12 protein-coding genes, 1 tRNA gene and 1 pseudogene are annotated in these 16,440 nt (G+C 72.7%); 7 read left to right on the top strand and 7 right to left on the bottom strand.

What is annotated here, in order from left to right; all coding sequences use genetic code 11:
* Positions 1-249 precede the first annotated feature (249 nt).
* On the top strand, positions 250-1,677 hold the full coding sequence (locus tag ACQPXD_RS02410) for a plasmid pRiA4b ORF-3 family protein (RefSeq protein ID WP_432834371.1): 1,428 nt from the start codon (positions 250-252) through the stop codon (positions 1,675-1,677).
* Positions 1,678-2,252: 575 nt separating this feature from the next.
* On the opposite strand, the gene ACQPXD_RS02415 is transcribed toward ACQPXD_RS02410, so the two are convergent.
* The 3 genes from ACQPXD_RS02415 to ACQPXD_RS02425 all read right to left on the bottom strand — a co-directional run bounded on the left by ACQPXD_RS02415 (position 2,253) and on the right by ACQPXD_RS02425 (position 4,478).
* Positions 2,253-2,326 (bottom strand) — tRNA-Pro (locus ACQPXD_RS02415).
* A gap of 83 nt (positions 2,327-2,409) precedes the next feature.
* The gene (locus ACQPXD_RS02420; protein WP_432834373.1) at positions 2,410-3,588 is read right to left on the bottom strand and encodes an alpha/beta hydrolase family protein; all 1,179 of its coding nucleotides are present in this window, start codon (positions 3,586-3,588) and stop codon (positions 2,410-2,412) included.
* On the bottom strand, positions 3,585-4,478 hold the full coding sequence (locus tag ACQPXD_RS02425) for a metallophosphoesterase (RefSeq protein ID WP_432834375.1): 894 nt from the start codon (positions 4,476-4,478) through the stop codon (positions 3,585-3,587). Before ACQPXD_RS02425 ends, ACQPXD_RS02420 begins: the two co-directional genes overlap by 4 nt.
* Positions 4,479-4,542: 64 nt before the next feature.
* On the opposite strand from ACQPXD_RS02425, the gene ACQPXD_RS02430 reads away from it, so the two are divergent.
* Complete coding sequence (locus ACQPXD_RS02430) at positions 4,543-4,995, top strand: GatB/YqeY domain-containing protein (RefSeq protein WP_432834377.1); 453 nt, start codon at positions 4,543-4,545, stop codon at positions 4,993-4,995.
* A gap of 72 nt (positions 4,996-5,067) precedes the next feature.
* On the opposite strand, the gene ACQPXD_RS02435 is transcribed toward ACQPXD_RS02430, so the two are convergent.
* Complete coding sequence (locus tag ACQPXD_RS02435; protein WP_432843559.1) at positions 5,068-7,527, bottom strand: transglycosylase domain-containing protein; 2,460 nt, start codon at positions 7,525-7,527, stop codon at positions 5,068-5,070.
* A gap of 432 nt (positions 7,528-7,959) precedes the next feature.
* Between ACQPXD_RS02435 and ACQPXD_RS02440 the strand changes: the two genes are divergently transcribed.
* Positions 7,960-8,268 carry a WhiB family transcriptional regulator gene (locus tag ACQPXD_RS02440; protein ID WP_432834379.1) on the top strand — a complete coding sequence of 103 codons (309 nt, stop codon included), beginning with the start codon at positions 7,960-7,962 and terminating at the stop codon, positions 8,266-8,268.
* Between the two features lie 27 nt (positions 8,269-8,295).
* Here the strand turns inward: ACQPXD_RS02440 and ACQPXD_RS02445 are convergent, their stop codons facing one another.
* From ACQPXD_RS02445 to ACQPXD_RS02455, 3 genes are read right to left on the bottom strand one after another with little or no spacing between them, the layout of a single operon-like run.
* Positions 8,296-9,441 (bottom strand): ArsA family ATPase, encoded by a 1,146-nt coding sequence (locus ACQPXD_RS02445; RefSeq protein WP_432834381.1) that lies wholly within the window; start codon positions 9,439-9,441, stop codon positions 8,296-8,298.
* A gap of 28 nt (positions 9,442-9,469) precedes the next feature.
* Complete coding sequence (locus ACQPXD_RS02450; RefSeq protein WP_432834383.1) at positions 9,470-10,447, bottom strand: ArsA-related P-loop ATPase; 978 nt, start codon at positions 10,445-10,447, stop codon at positions 9,470-9,472.
* 31 nt (positions 10,448-10,478) lie between these two features.
* Positions 10,479-11,261 carry an Rv0361 family membrane protein gene (locus tag ACQPXD_RS02455; RefSeq protein WP_432834385.1) on the bottom strand — a complete coding sequence of 261 codons (783 nt, stop codon included), beginning with the start codon at positions 11,259-11,261 and terminating at the stop codon, positions 10,479-10,481.
* Positions 11,262-11,389: 128 nt separating this feature from the next.
* Here ACQPXD_RS02455 and ACQPXD_RS02460 point away from each other — a divergent pair, with 128 nt between their 5' ends.
* The 4 genes and pseudogenes from ACQPXD_RS02460 to ACQPXD_RS02475 all read left to right on the top strand — a co-directional run.
* A complete protein-coding gene (locus tag ACQPXD_RS02460) occupies positions 11,390-11,548 on the top strand; it encodes a hypothetical protein (RefSeq protein WP_190251269.1) in 159 nt (52 codons plus the stop codon).
* Between the two features lie 2 nt (positions 11,549-11,550).
* Positions 11,551-12,009 carry a RidA family protein gene (locus tag ACQPXD_RS02465; protein WP_432834387.1) on the top strand — a complete coding sequence of 153 codons (459 nt, stop codon included), beginning with the start codon at positions 11,551-11,553 and terminating at the stop codon, positions 12,007-12,009.
* Between the two features lie 127 nt (positions 12,010-12,136).
* Entirely contained in the window at positions 12,137-12,922 is a 786-nt protein-coding gene (locus ACQPXD_RS02470) for an MBL fold metallo-hydrolase (protein ID WP_432834388.1), read from the top strand.
* Positions 12,919-16,425 (top strand): annotated as a pseudogene (locus ACQPXD_RS02475) (adenylate/guanylate cyclase domain-containing protein); the annotation flags it as partial. The gene ACQPXD_RS02470 and the pseudogene ACQPXD_RS02475, both read left to right, overlap by 4 nt.
* Between the last annotated feature and the right edge of the window lie 15 nt (positions 16,426-16,440).

A 16,440-nucleotide genomic window follows, 5' to 3' on the forward strand; every position in this document is an offset into this window, starting at 1 on the left:
GCCGGGGATGCCGGTGCCGGGTTGGTTGATGTCGGTCGGGCCGCTGGGCTGGCGCGGGGCTGCCGCGTGGCGGAGCAGGCGGTCCGGCTCGCCGGTTGGATAGGTGCGGCGCCCCGGCCGGTGACGGCCGGTGGAGTGGTGCGCCGCCCGGACGTGGCCGCGGCCGGGGCGGTGCTGGCTGTTGCGGTGCCAGCACGGCTGCGGACCGCCTCGGATATACCGGACTTGCACCGGCCGTGGTGTATGGCGGTGGGCCTGGGGCTGATCAGCGTTGATGCGGGTAAGGCCGGTGCGGGACCGGTGCTGGACCGGTGGCCGGCGTTGGACGACGAAACGGTACTCGCGGGATGGCTGGCCGGTCTGCGGTCGGCGTGTGCCGCGGAGTCCGACCGGCGCTTTCCGGACAGCGTGGCCGTCCTGGTTACGGCGGCGCTGAGGGTCCTGGACTCGGTGTCCGCCGAAGGTGACCTGGAACGCCTGGTACACGCGACGGTGTACGGCAACCCGAACCTGTTCGAGCGGTATTACTCCATCACCGCCGACCGGTACATCGACGCCGGCACCGGACGCTTGCGCGGGTTGCTGGATCTCCTCGCGGCGTTCGGCATGGTGACCGGCGGCCCCGGCGAGGAACGGACCACCGAGTTGGGCCGCTGGGCCGCGGTCCACCTGATGGGTGAGGAGCCGGCGACCATCGAGGCCGATGCTCCGGCCGACGAGGTACTGGCCAGGCTGGCCGGCATCGCGCAGGGGCAGGCCCGGTGGGCGGCGGCGCGGCCATGGCTGTTGGCCCGCCCACTCGAGGTGGCGGCGGATCAGTTGCTGGCCGCTGCGGCGGGCACCTGCGCGGCGTGGCGGCTGGCGGCGGTCGACGTGGTGGACTGTATCGGCGAGGCGGCGCTGCCGGCCTGGCGGCGCGCGGCGACGCTGCCTGACCTCGGCCCGCACGTCCGCGCGGTGCTCGCCGGCTGGGATGACGCGGACGTACCGGTCGGGGAGCGGTTGTGGCTCGCGATCGAGTACGCCGCCGGCGCCCTGACCAGCGCCGGCCCGGACGAGGCGCTCAGCTGCGTCTATGACACCGTTCCCGGCGCGGATCTGGACTCCCGCCTGCTCGCCGTGCACGCCAGCGGACACCCTGAGGCGACGGCCCTCGCCGAGGCGCTGACGGCGTTCGTCGCCTCCGGCGCGCCGCGCACCATCGACCAGGTGCTCCAGCTCAAGGTCACCCTGACCCGATGGCGACCACCGATCTGGCGGCGCGTGCTGATGCCGGCCAGCGCCAGCCTTGGCGACCTGCACCGGGCGATCCAGGTGCTGTTCGGCTGGGACGGTGAACACCTGCACGCCTTCACCGTGGGCCGGAACCGCTACAGCGACCCGTTCTACGGTCTCAAAGGCCCCGACGACGAGTACTCGGTCCGCCTCCACAGCGCACTCGCCGGAGGTAGCGGCACGATCGGCTACGACTACGACTTCGGCGCGGGCTGGCGCCACGAGATCACCTTGGAGAAGACGCTCGCCCGCGACCCCGCCCGGACCTATCCGATCTGCACCGCGTTCAAGAGCGACTCGCCGGTCGAGTACTGGTCCGAAGACGACCCGAGCGACCCGGAGCCGTTCGACCTCACGGAGGTCAATCGCCGCTTGCACGCGCCCGAGGAGGACGACTGGTGACCGCCACCGACGGCCGATCGCGGGCTTGACCCCGCCCCGCCGCGCCGCCCCCCAGGCGCGCGGGACGGTGGACGGTGCAGCTGTCGCACCCGCCGGGCGCACCACCGATCCGCGCGGGGGCGGGGCGGACCTATGTCTCCGTGATCATGATGTGCGCGGTGTCCGCACCACGGGTTTGCCATGATCCCGGAGACTTTCGGTACACAGGGGTACATCAGCACTCCGTGATCATGAAAAACCGTTGGTGTCGGCGGCGGGACAGCATGATCGCGGAGACTTCCGGCCGCTGCGCCGTGCTCCACGACGGCCAGCGCCCGATAGCCGGGACGTGATCGCCGGCCGCGGCAGACGAGGCCACCTGGACGATGCGGCAGCGGCTCACGGACGGCTTGACGGATCTCTGGCCGGCCGCGCTGGACGCCTGACGCAAGATCAGGCCCAGCTCCCCGGTGCGGGTCCTCGACGAACTGCTCCAGGCAAGATCTTCTCCGAAATTCTCCCGGGAGAGCCGAGAGACGACTCAGGGCCGACTTCCTGTCTCCAGGAAATCGGCCCTGAGCTGTGGTTCTTTCGAGTCGGGGTAGCCGGATTTGAACCGACGGCCTCTTCGTCCCGAACGAAGCGCGCTACCAAGCTGCGCTATACCCCGGCGTGCCGACTTATCGTAGCCCACGCCCGCGCCGCCGCAAACTCGGTATCCCCCGTGTTGGATGGGGGTGGGCTGAGCTGGGGTTATACCGATTTCAGGAAGCGGGCCAGGTGATCCTCGTAAGTTTGAGGGTCCAGGTTCCAGCCGCGGCAGTGACCGGCCTCACGGGTCTCCACCAGGGTGACCAGGTCGCCGGCGGCGCGGGCGAAGTCGACCGTGGGGCCGGGGGCGACCGTGCGGTCGTCGTGGTCGACGTAGATGAGGGTGGGGACGTCCAGGCGGGTGGCCAGCGGGCGGTAGTCCAGGTCGGCGGCGCGGACGTGCAGGCGGTGCTGGATGAGCTTGATCGCCGTCCAGGTCCACGCGGGTGGCACGTTGAGCTGGCGGGCGTTCATGCGCAGCGTCTCGATCCAGTCCACGACCGGGCAGTCGAGCACCAGGGCGCGCAGGAAGCCGTCGTGGTGCCAGTGGCGCAGCAGGTTGAGGATGGTGGCGCCGCCCATGGACCAGCCGACCAGGATGATGTCGCGGGCGCCGGACGCGCGGGCGTGCTCGATCGCCGCGCGGAGGTCGTGCCACTCGGTGTGGCCGAGGTGGAAGCGGTGGTCGGGGGACGGTGGCGCGTCCAGGTCGTTGCGGTATGACACGACCAGGGTGTTGTGGCCGGAGGCGGCCAAGGTTGGCAAGGCGCGCAGGGCCTCGCCGCGGGGGGCGCCGCGGCCGTGGACGGCGATGATCCAGGTGTCGTCGGCCGGGCCGTCCGTGGGCGGGACCAGCCACGCGGGCAGCGGGCCGAGCTCACCCTGGACCAGCACCTCGTTGAACGGCAGGCCGCGGGCCTCCAGCGGATCGCCTTCAAAGACATATCCTGAGGTGTACCCCCGGATGCCCGCCGCCAGGGAGCCGCGCGTGATGGTGGTGACCTCGCGGGTGACCGTGGTGCGGTCCTGGGCGATCACGGCGCCGAGGCGGGCGTGGCCGGTGGCCCAGACGAACGAGAGCGGGATGGAGCGGGCCGTGTCGGGCGTGCGGGTCAGCGTGACCCGGTTGCCGGCGAACGCTCGGACGCGCACCGGGTACACCCGGTTGCCGTTGACGTTGAGCGCCTGCCCGGCCAGGAACCAGGCCGCTCCGGCGGTGCCGGTGGGTAGCAGCACCGCCAGGCCGGCGGCGCTCGCCAGGCCGGCGTAGGCGGCGCGGCGCGGCCACTTGCGTGCCGCCGGGGTCGGCGGTGCGGGGGTCCGGGCGGGCGCGGCGGTCATCGCGGGATGAGCGTCAGGATCGACGCCTCGGGCGGGCAGGCGAAGCGCACCGGGGCTGTCGGGTGCGTGCCCAGGCCGGCCGACACGTGCAGGTACGCCTCGGAATAAGGCCAGCGGTGCAGGCCCTTGGCCATTCGGCGGTCGAGGCCGGAGTTGGTGACCAGGGCGCCGTAGAACGGGACGGCGACCTGGCCGCCGTGCGTGTGGCCGGCCAGCAGCAGGTCGAATCCGTCGTCGGCCATGCGGTCGAGGATGCGGGGCTCGGGGGAGTGGGCGAGCCCGATGCGCAGGTCGGCGTCGGCCGAGGCCGGGCCGGCGACGGCGTCGTAGTCGTCGCGGTCGACGTGCGGGTCGTCGACCCCGACCAGCTCGATGCTGCGGCCGCCGGCCTTGAGCGTGGTCCGGGCGTTGTTGAGGTCGGCCCAGCCGGAGCCGGTCAGCAGGTCGCGCAGCTCCTCGGCGGGCAGCGTGGCGCCCTGGACGTAGGGCTTGTTCTTGTTGAAGTAGCCGAACGGGTTCTTGAAGACCGGGCCGTGGTAGTCGTTGGAGCCGAAGACGAACGCGCCGGGGCGGTCCAGCAGCGGGGTGAGCGCGCGGACGACGGCCGGCACGGCGTCGACGTGGGCCATGTTGTCGCCGGTCACGATCACCAGGTCGGGGTCGGTGCCGGCGAGCTCGGCCACCCAGCGCTGCTTGCGGTGCTGGCCCGGGGTCATGTGCAGGTCGCTGAGGTGCAGGATCCGCAGCGGCTCGGCGTCGGGGGCGAGCACGGGCACGTCGAAGCGGCGCAGCGTGAACATGTTGCGCTCGACGAGCGAGGCGTAGGCAAGGGCGGCGGCGCCGGCGGCGACGGTGCCGGCCGCGAGTCGCAGAACGGTCTTCGAGCGCATTAGCTCAGCGTACCGGCGGGAAAGCAACGGAATATGAGCAAGATCGGACGGATAGACTTTTCTCATGTTGAAGGCACGCCTGCAGTCGGATCTGCACGACGCCATGAAGGCTCGGGACGAGCTGGTGACGTCGACCCTGCGGATGACGCTCACCGCGGTGCGCAACGCGGAGGTCGCCGGGGAGGCCGCCCGTGAGCTCTCCGACGACGAAATCATGTCGGTGCTCACCAAGGAGGCCAAGAAGCGGCGCGACGCCGCGGAGGCCTTCGCGGGCGCGGGCCGCGAGGCCCAGGCGGCGAAGGAGCGCGCGGAGGAGGAGGTCATCGCCGGATACCTGCCCAAGCAGCTGTCCGACGAGGAGCTCGCCGGCATCGTGCGCGACGCCCTGGCCGCCACGGGGCTCAGCGGGCCGAAGAGCATGGGCCCGGCGATGAAGGCCGCGCAGGCCGCCGTCGCCGGCCGGGCCGAGGGCGGCCGCGTCGCCGCCCTCGTCAAGGCTCAGCTCACCGGTAGCTGACCGGAATCCGACACCCGGCAAAACGGCGGGCGCCCCCGATCGGGGACGCCCGCCGTTGTCGTGCTCGGTGGTTCAGCAGACCCACGGCGGCGGGCAGTTGTTGCCCCGGCCGTTGCCGTTGCCGTTCCCGCGCGGCACGTCGCCGTTCTGGTTCCCGCCGGCGAACGGCGGGGCCTGCGCACCCGGGCCCTTGCTGATGACCAGCGCGACCGGGCCGCCCTTGACCGTCGAGCCGGCCGGCTCGGTGCGGTCCACGGTGCCGGGCGGGCACTGCGACGCGACCTGCGCGCTCGCGACCGAGACGGAGAAGCCCGCGGACTTGACCTTGGATCGGGCCTGGTCGACGGAGAGGCACTTGACCGACGGGATGTCGACCAGCTTGCCCTGCGCCTTGTCCTTCGTCGGCGGCGTGAACTGCGCGATCGGCTGGCCGGCGAGGCCGTCGCGCAGGGTGGCCAGCGCGGCGTAGTTGACCGGTGGGTGCTTCATGTCCTTGTTCGTCTCGGGCCAGTCCGGGTCGGTGAGGAAGCCCGAGACCGCGAGCTGCTTGGTCATGACCGTGAACGTGGCGCTCTTCTCCGAGTCCGTGGTACCGGTCTTGCCGGCGATCGGCCGCTTCACGAAGTCGCGGGCGTAGCCGGCGGTCGCGCCGGCGCACTTGCCGGTCGCGGACTGGTCGCCGACCGGGCAGCGGGCCATGTCGACGGCGGCCCGGGCGACCTCCGGGTCGATGGCCTGGCGGCACTTCGGGTCGAGCCCGTCGACCTTCTTGCCGTTGTTGTCGCGGACCTCGAGGATCGGGGTCGGCTCGCAGTAGACGCCGTCCGCGGCGAGCGTGGCGTAGGCGTTGCCCAGCTGCAGCGGCGTGGTCGCGCTGACGCCGAGGGTGAAGGCGCCCCACTGCTTCGGGTTGGCCGCGAGGGCCGCGTCGCCGCTCGCGTTGAACTGGATGCCCATGCGCTTGGCCACGTCGACGACGTGGTCGACGCCGACCATCTGCTCCAGCGGCACGAAGAACGTGTTGATGGAGCTGCCGAAGCCGGTCCACATGTTGTACGGCCCGGACTGCCCGCCGGAGTTCTTCGGGCAGTAGTGCGGGCCGTTGCAGGCGGCGGGGCTCTTCGGGTCGATGGGGAAGTTGGAGACGAACTGCTTCTCGGTGTTGATCGTCGTCGCCAGCGGGTAGCCCGCCTCGAGCGCCGCGACCGCGGTGAAGATCTTGAACGCGGAGCCGGCCTGGTAGCCCGGGATGTCCGAGTCGCCGGTGATCATCGGGACCGTGGTGTTGGGCCAGTTACCCTTCTGGCCCTTCTTGTCCGGGTTGGTGTTGGGCCCGTTCTGCGACTGGTCGTTGCTGAAGTTGCGGTTGGTCGCGAGCGCCTGGACCCGGCCGGTGCCGGGCTGGATCGCGGCCAGCATCATCGCGTTGGACTGGCCCAGCTTGACCTGCTGGTCCTTGGAGACCAGCGGCTGTTGCTGCGCGTACTTGAACGCGGCGGACTGGGTCTTGACGTCCAGCGACGAGATCACCGTGTAGCCGCCGGCCCGCAGCCGGTTGGCGCGCTGGTACTGGTCCTCGCCGAAGACCTTCTGGTCCATCCACCAGCGGCGCAGGTAGTCGCAGTAGAAGCCGGCGCCGAGCTCGGGGCGCTGCACCGACTCGCAGCCCTCCGGGGTGCGCTTGCCGACGATGTTGAGCTTCTCCTTGGCGGCCGCGTCGGCGGCGGCGCGGTCGATGTACCCCATCGTCACCATCTGGTTGAGCACGTACTTCTGCCGGTCCAGCGCCCGCGGCAGACCCTCGGCCGTGGCCGGGTCGTTGGTGCCCGGCGCCTTCACCAGGCCGGCGATGAGCGCCGCCTCGGGCAGCGTCAGGTCCTTGGGGTCCTTCTCGAAGTACACGTGCGAGGCGGCGTAGACGCCGTAGGCGCCGTGGCCGAAGGCGGCGATGTTGAGGTACCGCTCGAGAATTTCCTTCTTGGAGAGCTTCTTCTCCAGGTCGATCGCGTACTTCATCTCGCGCAGCTTGCGGGTGGGCGTCTTGTCGGTGGCGTCCACGACCTCCTGCGGCGTCTTGGCCGAGTAGGAGATCGCCTGGCGCACATACTGCATGGTCAGCGTCGAGGCGCCCTGCTCCGTCTGGCCGCCGGCGTTCTGGTTGGCCACGAACGCGCGGGCCACGCCCTTCACATCGACGCCGCGGTGCTCGTAGAAGCGGTTGTCCTCGGCCGCGACGATCGCCTGCTGCATGACCTGGGCGACATCGTCGATCTTCACGTCGCGGCGGTTCTCGTCGTACATCATCGCGAGGAGCGTCTTGCCGTCGGACGCGTAGACGTAGCTGATCTGCGGCGACGGCAGCACGTCGATGTCGGTAGGGAGGTTTTCGAAGGTGTCGGAGCCGGCCTTCGCCGCCAGGCCCGACATTGCGACCGCAGGGAACGCGGCCGCAGCGACCACCAGCCCTGCCAAGAGCCCACACAGCAGCAAAGAAGCCGCGTTGGGCAGCAGGCCGTGCTCGCGTTTGCGCATCCAGGTCACCGCCTCAGACTACGGGACGACGTCATGAGGCCACGTCCAGATGGACGCGTCCTCGTTGTCCTAGACGCGTGACACCGAGCGTGAGGTTGACCCGATTCCGATTGTGCTGCACGCGGCACGGGGGCGTCGGCATTCTGGGCAAATCGCACCCGGGAGTGACGCAGCGGTAGCACCCATCGTCCCTTTGGTGGATCGCAAAAGGCCGGTTAACCTGGTGCAACAACGTTGCGTAACTGGACGACTACAGAGCATGATGTTCCGGAAAGCTCCTCTCGGGGTTCCCGTGGCCGGGGACCCTGCTGTCGCGCCGGGCAATCCGGCGAACTGCACCCGAATGCCATGGGGGGACGTGGTTTGGGCGCTTTTCGCCGGGGCAAGCACGGCGGATGGACCCGGGGGGAGTCCAAGGGGGGAAGAGGAAATATGAGCATGGTCGTCGACTGGCCCAGCATCGCCGCGTGTCGCAATGGCGACCCGGACGCTTTGTTCGTCCAGGGCGCCGAGCAGAACGTGGCGAAGCGGATCTGCCGCAGCTGCCCTGTGCGGTACGAGTGCCTGGCGGACGCCCTTGACAACCGGATCGAGTTCGGAGTCTGGGGCGGTATGACCGAGCGCGAGCGCCGTGCGTTGCTGCGCCGTCACCCGCAGGTGCCCAGCTGGCGCAAGATGTTCGAAGCGGCCATGGACCGCGACGAGAAGGACACCACCAAGGAGCTGGTTCCGACCGGCTGAGCATCACATACAGGTCAGTTACCGCAGTTACCCGAAGGTCACACCAATCGCGCGCAGCCCGTCGAGGTCATGGACGTCGGCGGGCTGTGCCGGGATGCGCACCACCGGCACGCCGGGATGGGCGCGCAGGAACCGCCCGGACACCGCCGACTGCCGGTCGCGCAGGTCGGCCAGTTCCGCGTGCACGCGCAGGACGTCGATCGTCGCCGGGTGCTCGCCGAGTTCCTCGAGCCGCTCCGCGGCGGCCCGCGCGTCGGCCGCGGACAGCTTCGCCGCGCCGACCGACGCCACCCGGTTGAGCACCAGGCCGGCCAGCGGCATCCGGTCGGCGGCGAGCCGGCCGGCGAAATACACCGCCTCGCGCACCGCGTCCGGCTCCGGCGCCGCGACCACCAGGAACGCCGTCTCCGGCGCCTGCAGCACGCGGTAGGTCTGCTCGGCCCGCTCGCGGAACCCGCCGAACATCGAGTCGAGCGCGCCCACGAAGCCCGACAGGTCGCTGAGCAGCTGCGCGCCGAGAATCTTCGTCACCGTCCGGGCGAACAGCCCGAACGAGGCCGAGACCAGGTTGAACACGCTGCGCCCGCCGGCCCGGGCCGGTGCGAGCAGCAGCCGCAGCATCCGGCCGTCGAGGAACCGCGACAGCCGGGCCGGCGCGTCGAGGAAGTCCAGCGCCGAGCGCGACGGCGGGGTGTCGACCACGATCAGGTCCCACTCGTCGCGGGCCCGCAGCTGGCCCAGCTTCTCCATGGCCATGTACTCCTGCGTGCCGGAGAACGTCGAGCTCATCGCCTGGTAGAAGGGGTTGGCGAAGATCTCCTCGGCCTTCTTCGGGTCGGTGTGCGCGAGCACGACCTCGTCGAAGGTCCGCTTCATGTCCAGCATCATCGCCTGCAGCTCGGCCGAGTCCGGCTGCAGGCCCTTGACCTGCCGGGGCGTGTTGTCCAGCTCGGTGAGGCCGAGCGCCTGGGCCAGCCGGCGGGCCGGATCGATGGTCAGCACCACCGTGCGGCGGCCGTGCTCCTCGGCGGCCCGCAGCGCCAGCGCCGCGGCCGTTGTCGTCTTCCCGACACCGCCGGATCCGCAGCACACCACGATGCGGATCGCCCGGTCGGCGAGGATCGCGTCAAGATCCAGATCGGGCGGCCGGGGCAGCTGAGCAGTGGGAGGCACTCTGCGAGCGTATCCGCTGAGCGCTTGCTCAAGCAGTCATGAGGAGCAGATCACCGAGGGACTCCAGCGCGTCCCGCGTCACACCCTCGGGGAGCACCGGCAACTCGACCACCGGCCGACCGAGGCCCTGCAGGTCGGCGCGCAGCGACGCCTCGGCGGCCACCCGGGTCTGATAGGCCCGCGCCTCGCCCACCAGCCCGGCGAGCAGCTCCTTGTCCGGCGGCAGGTCGGCCGCGGCCAGCCCCCGGCGCAGGTCGGCCTGGGTCACCTTCACGCCCGCCAGAATGGGTGGCCGGGTGGCGTTGACCACGACGGTACCGATGGGAATGCCGAGCCGGGTGAGCTCGTCGATGGCGTCCGCCGTCTCCTGCACGGGCATCTCCTCCAGCAGGGTGACCACGTGCACGGCGGTCATCGGCGAGCGCAGGATGGCCGCCACGCCCTCGCTCTGCGTCTTGATCGGGCCGACCTTGGCCAGCCGGGCCGTCTCGGCGGTCACGTTGAGGAACCGGCCGATCCGCCCGGTCGGCGGGGCGTCGAGCACGACCGCGTCGTAGACCCGGCGGCCGTCGACGGTCCGCGTGACCGCCTCCTTGATCTTGCCGGTGAGCAGCACGTCGCGCATGCCCGGGGCGATCGTGGTGGCGAAGTCCACCGCGCCGACCTTGCGCAGGGCCCGGCCCGCCATGCCCAGCCGGTAGAACATCTCGAGGTACTCCAGCAGCGCCTCCTCGACGTCCACCGCCAGCGCCCGCATCTCCCCGCCGCCGCGGGCCGTGGCGATGCGCAGCTCCCGGTAGGGCAGCGGGTCGCGGTCGAACAACTGGGCGATGCCCTGCCGCGCCTCCACCTCGATGAGCAGCGTCCGCCGGCCGTCGCGGGCCAGGGCGAGGGCCAGGGCGGCGGCCACGGTCGTCTTGCCGGTGCCGCCCTTGCCGGTGACCACATGCAGGCGGGCGGGCCAGCCGTAGCCGCCACGCCCGTCGGTCGAGTCGCGCGCCGTCACGCCCTCGACGCTACCTGGTGCCGGCGACGAATCACGCCGCCGTGATCTCGCACACCCACCAGCCCTTGCCGTGCGTGGCGAGGTACTTGTACTTCGTCTCGGAGACCTTCTCGTCGGTGGTCGTCACCTTGACCGGCACGACCAGCGTGGCCTCCTTGGTGTCCTGCTTCTCCACCGTCGGCGCCGGCCAGGTGTAGGTCGGGCTGCTCAGCCCGGCGTCGAACCGGCGGATCTCGTCGACCCGGGCGGCGAGCTTGTCCTTGTCGCGCGACGTCGGGCAGACGAACTTGAGCGCTTCCGCACTGCTCTTGTTCTTGTACACCGCGGTCAGGAACCCGTTGACCGCCTCGACCGGGGTCGGCTGGCCGGTGCCCTCGTTGTTCTGCATCACGAAATACGCCGCGGCGCCGCCACCGCCGCCGAGCACCAGCAGCACGACCACGACGATCAGCGTGATCATCAGGCCGCGGCCCTTCTTGGGCGGTGCGGCCTGCGGATACATCGGGTAGCCGGGCGGCGGGCCGGCGAACGGGGGCCCGGAGGCCGGCGGTCCGGAGAACGGCTGCGGCACCGGCCCGGTCGGGAACTGCCCCGTCGGCGGCGGGAACTGGCTGGTCGGCTGGCCGAACGCGCCGGTCGCGGGGATCTGGCCGGTGGGCGGATACGGCGCCGCGTAAGGCTGGCCGGAGGTGGGCGGGGCCGAGGTGGGCGGCGCGAACGGCTCCTGCCCGGGCGGCGGCGGCCAGCCCGGAACCGGCTGACCCGGCTGGCCTGGGTACTCCGGCTGGCCCGGGTACGGCGGCGGTTGCGTCATTTCTCCCACCTCTGTGCGATATATGCGCGACGGCGGCCCTCACAGTAGCGTCACGGGGCGACCCGCGGGGCCCCTCGATATCAGGCTGTGCCCGACGGGCCCGCTCCGCCCGGCGATACTGTCCCCACATGCAGAAATGGGAGTACCTGACCGCACCGCTGCTGGTCCACAACACGAAAATGATCCTGGACAACTTCGGCGAGGAGGGCTGGGAGCTGGTGGCGATCGTGCCCGGCCCCAACCCGGAGAACCTCGTCGCCTACTTCAAGCGTCCGAAGGCAGGCTGAGCATGGCCGACGTCTACGCCCGGCTCGCGGAGCTCGGGATCACCGTTCCGGCCGTGGTACCGCCGGCCGCCGCCTACATCCCGGCCGTGCAGACCGGTAACTATGTGTACGTCTCGGGTCAGCTCCCGCTGGTCGACGGCACCCTGTCGGCGACCGGCCTGGTGGGCGGCGAGGTCACCCCCGAGCAGGCGAAGCAGGCCGCCCGCACCTGCGCCGTCAACATCCTCGCCGCCGTCGAGGGCCTGGTGGGCCTGGGGCGCGTGGTGAAGGTCGTGAAGCTGCTCGGGTTCGTCGCGTCCTCGCCGGGCTTCACCGCCCAGCCGGCGGTCGTCAACGGCGCGTCGGAGCTGCTCGCCGAGGTGTTCGGGGAGGCGGGCCGGCACGCGCGCAGCGCGGTCGGCGTGGCCGCCCTGCCGTTCAACGCGCCGGTCGAGGTCGAGGCGATCCTGGAGATCGCCTGAGTCCTCCATAGCGAAAATGTCGGAAATGTCCGTCATGGTGGATGGCGGGCATTTCCGGGCCCGGCCTGTGATCCATTGGCCAGTCGGGTGACGTGTCGCACGTTCGGCCCCGCCGTACGATTCTTTCGTGGTAAGCCACGTCACCACCCCCGCCGCCGAATTGCTGGAAACGTTGCCCAAGTGGGTGACGCTGGTCCGCGCGCCCAACCCGGGGCCGATGACGCTGGACGGCACCAACACCTGGCTGTTGCGTGCCCCCGACGGCGCGGCCATCGTGGTCGACCCGGGTCCCCTCGACGAGGGCCACCTGCGGGCCGTCGCCGCGCACGCGCCCGTCGCCGCCATCGTGCTCACCCACGGTCACCAGGACCACACCGAAGGGGTGCCGCGGTTGGCCGAGCTGACCGGGGCGCCGGTGTACCGGCCGCCGGTGCGCGACGGGCTCGACATCGCCGGGGTCGTGGTCGAACCGCTGTCCACGCCGGGGCACACCAAGGACTCGGTGTGCTTCGTCGTGCGGTACCGCGGCCAAGAAATCGTGCTGACCGGTGACACCATTCTCGGCCGGGGCACCACGGTCGTGGCCTGGCCCGACGGGGACCTCGGCGACTACCTGGCGAGCCTGGCCCGGCTGGCCGCGCTCGACGGGCGGCCGGCGCTGCCCGGGCACGGCCCCGCGCTGCACGACACCGGCGTCGCCGCCCGCTTCTACCGCACGCACCGCGAGGCCCGCCTGGAGCAGGTGCGCGCGGCCCTCGCGGCGGGCGCCACCGACGCCCCCGAGATCGTCGCCCGGGTCTACGCCGACGTCGACCGCGGCCTCTGGCCCGCCGCCGAGCTCAGCGTGCGCGCGCAGCTCGATTTCCTGCGACGGGAATCACACCCACCCATTCGCGGGTTGGATGCAACGTGACGTGTTCGGTGTGCGGGACTGTGGCCGTTCCCGGTGCGCGGTTCTGCCACCACTGTGGCTCGGCGCTGCCCGCGGCCGCCACCCTGCCGGCGGCCGAGCGGCGGATCGTCACCGTCCTCTTCGGTGACCTGTCCGACTTCACCGCCTGGTCGGAGGACCTCGACCCGGAGCGGGTCGGCGCCGTGACCGACCGGGTGCTCGCCGCGCTGGCCGGCGCCGTGAAGACCTTCGGCGGGCACGTCGACAAGCTCACCGGCGACGGGATCATGGCGGTGTTCGGCGCGCCGGTCGCGCACGAGGACGACGCCGAGCGGGCGGTGCGCGCCGCGCTGTCCATGCAGCGCGCGGTGCGCCGCGTGCTCGACGACGAGCGCGGCGGCGGCGCGCCGCTGGGGCTGCGCATCGGGCTCAACACCGGGCCGGTGGTCGCGGGCGTGCAGGCCGGCATCGAGTACACCGTCATCGGCGACACCGTGAACACCGCCGCCCGGCTGGCCGACGCCGCGGCGATCGGCGCCGTGTATGCGGGCGACCGCACGGCGTCGTCCACCCGGCGGCTCGCCTCCTGGCGGGCGCTGCGCCCGCTGCGGCTCAAGGGCAAGCGCGAGCCGGTCGAGGCGTTCGAGCTGCTCGGCCTGCTCGACGCCCCCGGCACCCGGTCCGGCCTGGGCGACGAGGCGCCGTTCGTCGGCCGCGAGGCGGAGCTGGCCCGGGTCTCCGGCCGGCTCGCCGAGATCGCCGACCGGCACGAGCCGCGCGTGCTGGTCTTCACCGGCGAGGCCGGCCTGGGCAAGACCCGGCTGGCCGGCGAGGTCGAGCGGTTCGCCGCCGGATACCTCGGCGGCGCCGGCTACACGCCCAGCGTCGGCTTCGCCCCGGGCGGCGGCGCCCGGGTGCTCTCGGTGCACTGCGCCGCGTTCGGCGAGCGGCGCCGGCTCGCCCCGCTGGCCGACCTGGTCCGCGCCGCGATGGGCCTCCCGCCCGACGCCGCGCTGACCCGTGAGGCCGTCGAGGAGCGGCTGCGCCGGCTCGCCCAGCGCCTGGCCCGGGCCGCGCGCGGGCGCCCGGAGCCGCCACGGTTCAACAGCGACCTGTTGCTCACGCTCATCGGGTACACCGAAGACATCGGCGACACCGCGTGGGTCGCGCCCGGCGGCAAGCCCGACGAGCTCGACCTGGACGCCGTGCCCAACGCCGTCGCGGAGCTGCTCTCCGGGCTCGCCGCGGAGACGCCGCTGGTGGTCATCGTCGACGACCTGCACGACGCCACCCCGGAGACGCTCGACGCGCTCGGCGCCACCATCGAGGGCCTCACCGGCCCGGTGCTCATCGTGCTGCTCGGCCGCCCCGAGCTGGTCCGCTCGGCCGGCGTGCTGACCCGCATCGCCGACGCCGAGGTGGTGCCGATCCCGCCGCTGCGCGGGGCCGACGCGGCCCGGCTGCTCTCGGCGTACCTCGGCGGCGGACGCCTCGCCGCGCCCGACGAGGACCGGCTGCTGGCCACCGCCCAGGGCAACCCGTTCTACCTGTCCGAGCTGGTCACGCTGCTGCAGGAGCGCGGCGCGCTGACCACCGTGGCGGGCACCGAGCCGCCCGGCTGGCGGCTCGCGCCCGGCTCGCTCGGCGGCCGGCTGCTCTCCCGCGACCTCGCCGCGGTCCTCGCCGCCCGCATCGACGCGCTGCCGGCCGACACCCGCGCCGTCCTGCGCGACGCCGCGGTCATCGGCGACACCGTGCCCGCGCGCGCCCTGGAGGCGCTGCGCTTCAACCCGCCCGGCCAGCCGGCCCGGCCCGCGGTCGTCGCCGCGGTCGAGCTGGAGCGGGCCGTCGAGGAACTGCTGCAGCGCCGCATGCTGCGCCGCAGCCGGGGCGGGTTCGCCTTCGCCACGCCGCTGCTGCGCGAGGCCGCGTATGCCGGCATCGGCAAGGCCGACCTGGCCGAGCGGCACGCCGCGCTGTCGCGGTGGGCCTCGGCCGCCGTCACCGCCTTCCTGGCCGCCGGCGGCACGGGCAACGTCTCCGGCCTCAACATGACCGTGGGCACCGCCGACGCCTTCATCGCCGAGCACGCCGAGCGGGCCGGCAAGCTCGCCGACATCGTCGGGCTGCGCCCCGACTCGCTGGCCCGCTCCGCCGCGCCGCTGGGCGTGCAGGCGCTGGGCCGGGCCGCCCGGGCGGCGCTGGCCGGCGGGGAGCCGGCCCAGGCCGCGCAGGCCGCCGAGCGGGCCGCCGCGCTGGGCGGCGGGACCCTGCCGGCCGCCGACCGGCTCGTGCACGCCCGCGCGCTGCTCCAGCTGGGCCGCTCGGCCGACGCGCTGGGGTACGCCGAGAAGATCACGGCCAACGCCGGCGACGACGCCACGGTGCGGGTCGGCGCCCTGCTCGTGGCCGGGCGCGCCTACCGGGCCATGGGCGACCACCGGCGCAGCTACCGGACCCTCACCGAGGCGCTGGACGCCGCCACGGAGGCGCACCTGACCTACGAGCGCGGCGACGCCATGCGCCGCCTCGGCATGGCCGACTTCCTGGAGGGCCGCCTGGCCGAGGCCGGCGGCCGGTTCGCGGAGTCGTTCCAGATCGCGGTCACCGCCGGCGACCGGCGCGCCCAGGCCTGGTCGCTGCAGCACCTGGCCTGGGTGACCACCACCCGCGGCGACTTCGCCGGCGCCGACGCCGCCCTCGGGCGGGCCGCCCGCCGCTTCGCCGAGCTCGGCGACCCGGTCGGGCGGGCCTGGCTGCGCGGCACGACCGCGTTCGTGCGGCTGCTGGCCGGCCGGCTCGGCGAGGCCCGCCGCCTGGCCAAGGCCTTCCTGCCCTTCGGCGAGCGGGTCGGCGACGCGTGGGCGGTCGGCACGCTGCGCGCGGTCGAGGCGTTCGCCGCGGCGGAGAGCGGCGACCTGGCCGAGGCCGACCGCGAGGCCCGGCGGGCCTACCGCGAGTTCGCCGCGGCCGGCGACGACTGGGGCCGGGGCCTGGCGCTGGTGGTCCGCGGCGTGGTCGCGCGCGAGCTGTCGGAGCACGCGCACGCCTATGACCTGCTTTCCGATGCCATGGAGTACGCCGAGAAGACCCGCCACCCGCTGCTGCTCGGCATGTCCCGGACCATCCGCGGCTTCGTCAGCCTGGACCGCGGCGACCCGGTGGCCGCCGAGGCCGACGCCCGGGCGGTGCTGGAGGTGGTCGACACCGGCGATGTGCTGGAGCCGGCCAAGGTCGGCCCGCGCGTGCTCTTCGGCCTGGCCCGGCTGGCCCAGGGCGATCAGGGCGCGGCGCTGGAGGTGCTCGGCTGCGTCGCGGCGGACCGCCCCGGCCCGTCGGTGATCTTCTCCCGCCGGCACGCGGTGGCCGCTTACGCCGCGGCGCTGCTGGCGGCCGGGCGCAACGCCGAGGCCCTCGACTGGGCCCGGCAGGCGCAGACTCTGCCGGCAGAGGACGTTCGCAGCCGGGATTATGCGGCGGCGGTACTCGCCGAAGCACTCGACGCCAACAGCGAGTACACGTCCGGCTCCGTTGCGGTG

This window comes from Dactylosporangium sp. CA-092794 (assembly GCF_050948465.1).
Classification (GTDB): Bacteria; Actinomycetota; Actinomycetes; order Mycobacteriales; family Micromonosporaceae; genus Dactylosporangium.

Coding starts and splice junctions, on each gene's coding strand:
- ACQPXD_RS02465 (WP_432834387.1), top strand. CDS start 11,551: ATGGCCGACGTCTACGCCCGGCTCGCGGAGCTCGGGATCACCGTTCCG.
- ACQPXD_RS02435 (WP_432843559.1), bottom strand. CDS start 7,527: ATGCGCAAACGCGAGCACGGCCTGCTGCCCAACGCGGCTTCTTTGCTG.
- ACQPXD_RS02420 (WP_432834373.1), bottom strand. CDS start 3,588: ATGACCGCCGCGCCCGCCCGGACCCCCGCACCGCCGACCCCGGCGGCA.
- ACQPXD_RS02425 (WP_432834375.1), bottom strand. CDS start 4,478: ATGCGCTCGAAGACCGTTCTGCGACTCGCGGCCGGCACCGTCGCCGCC.
- ACQPXD_RS02455 (WP_432834385.1), bottom strand. CDS start 11,261: ATGACGCAACCGCCGCCGTACCCGGGCCAGCCGGAGTACCCAGGCCAG.
- ACQPXD_RS02440 (WP_432834379.1), top strand. CDS start 7,960: ATGAGCATGGTCGTCGACTGGCCCAGCATCGCCGCGTGTCGCAATGGC.
- ACQPXD_RS02460 (WP_190251269.1), top strand. CDS start 11,390: ATGCAGAAATGGGAGTACCTGACCGCACCGCTGCTGGTCCACAACACG.
- ACQPXD_RS02430 (WP_432834377.1), top strand. CDS start 4,543: ATGTTGAAGGCACGCCTGCAGTCGGATCTGCACGACGCCATGAAGGCT.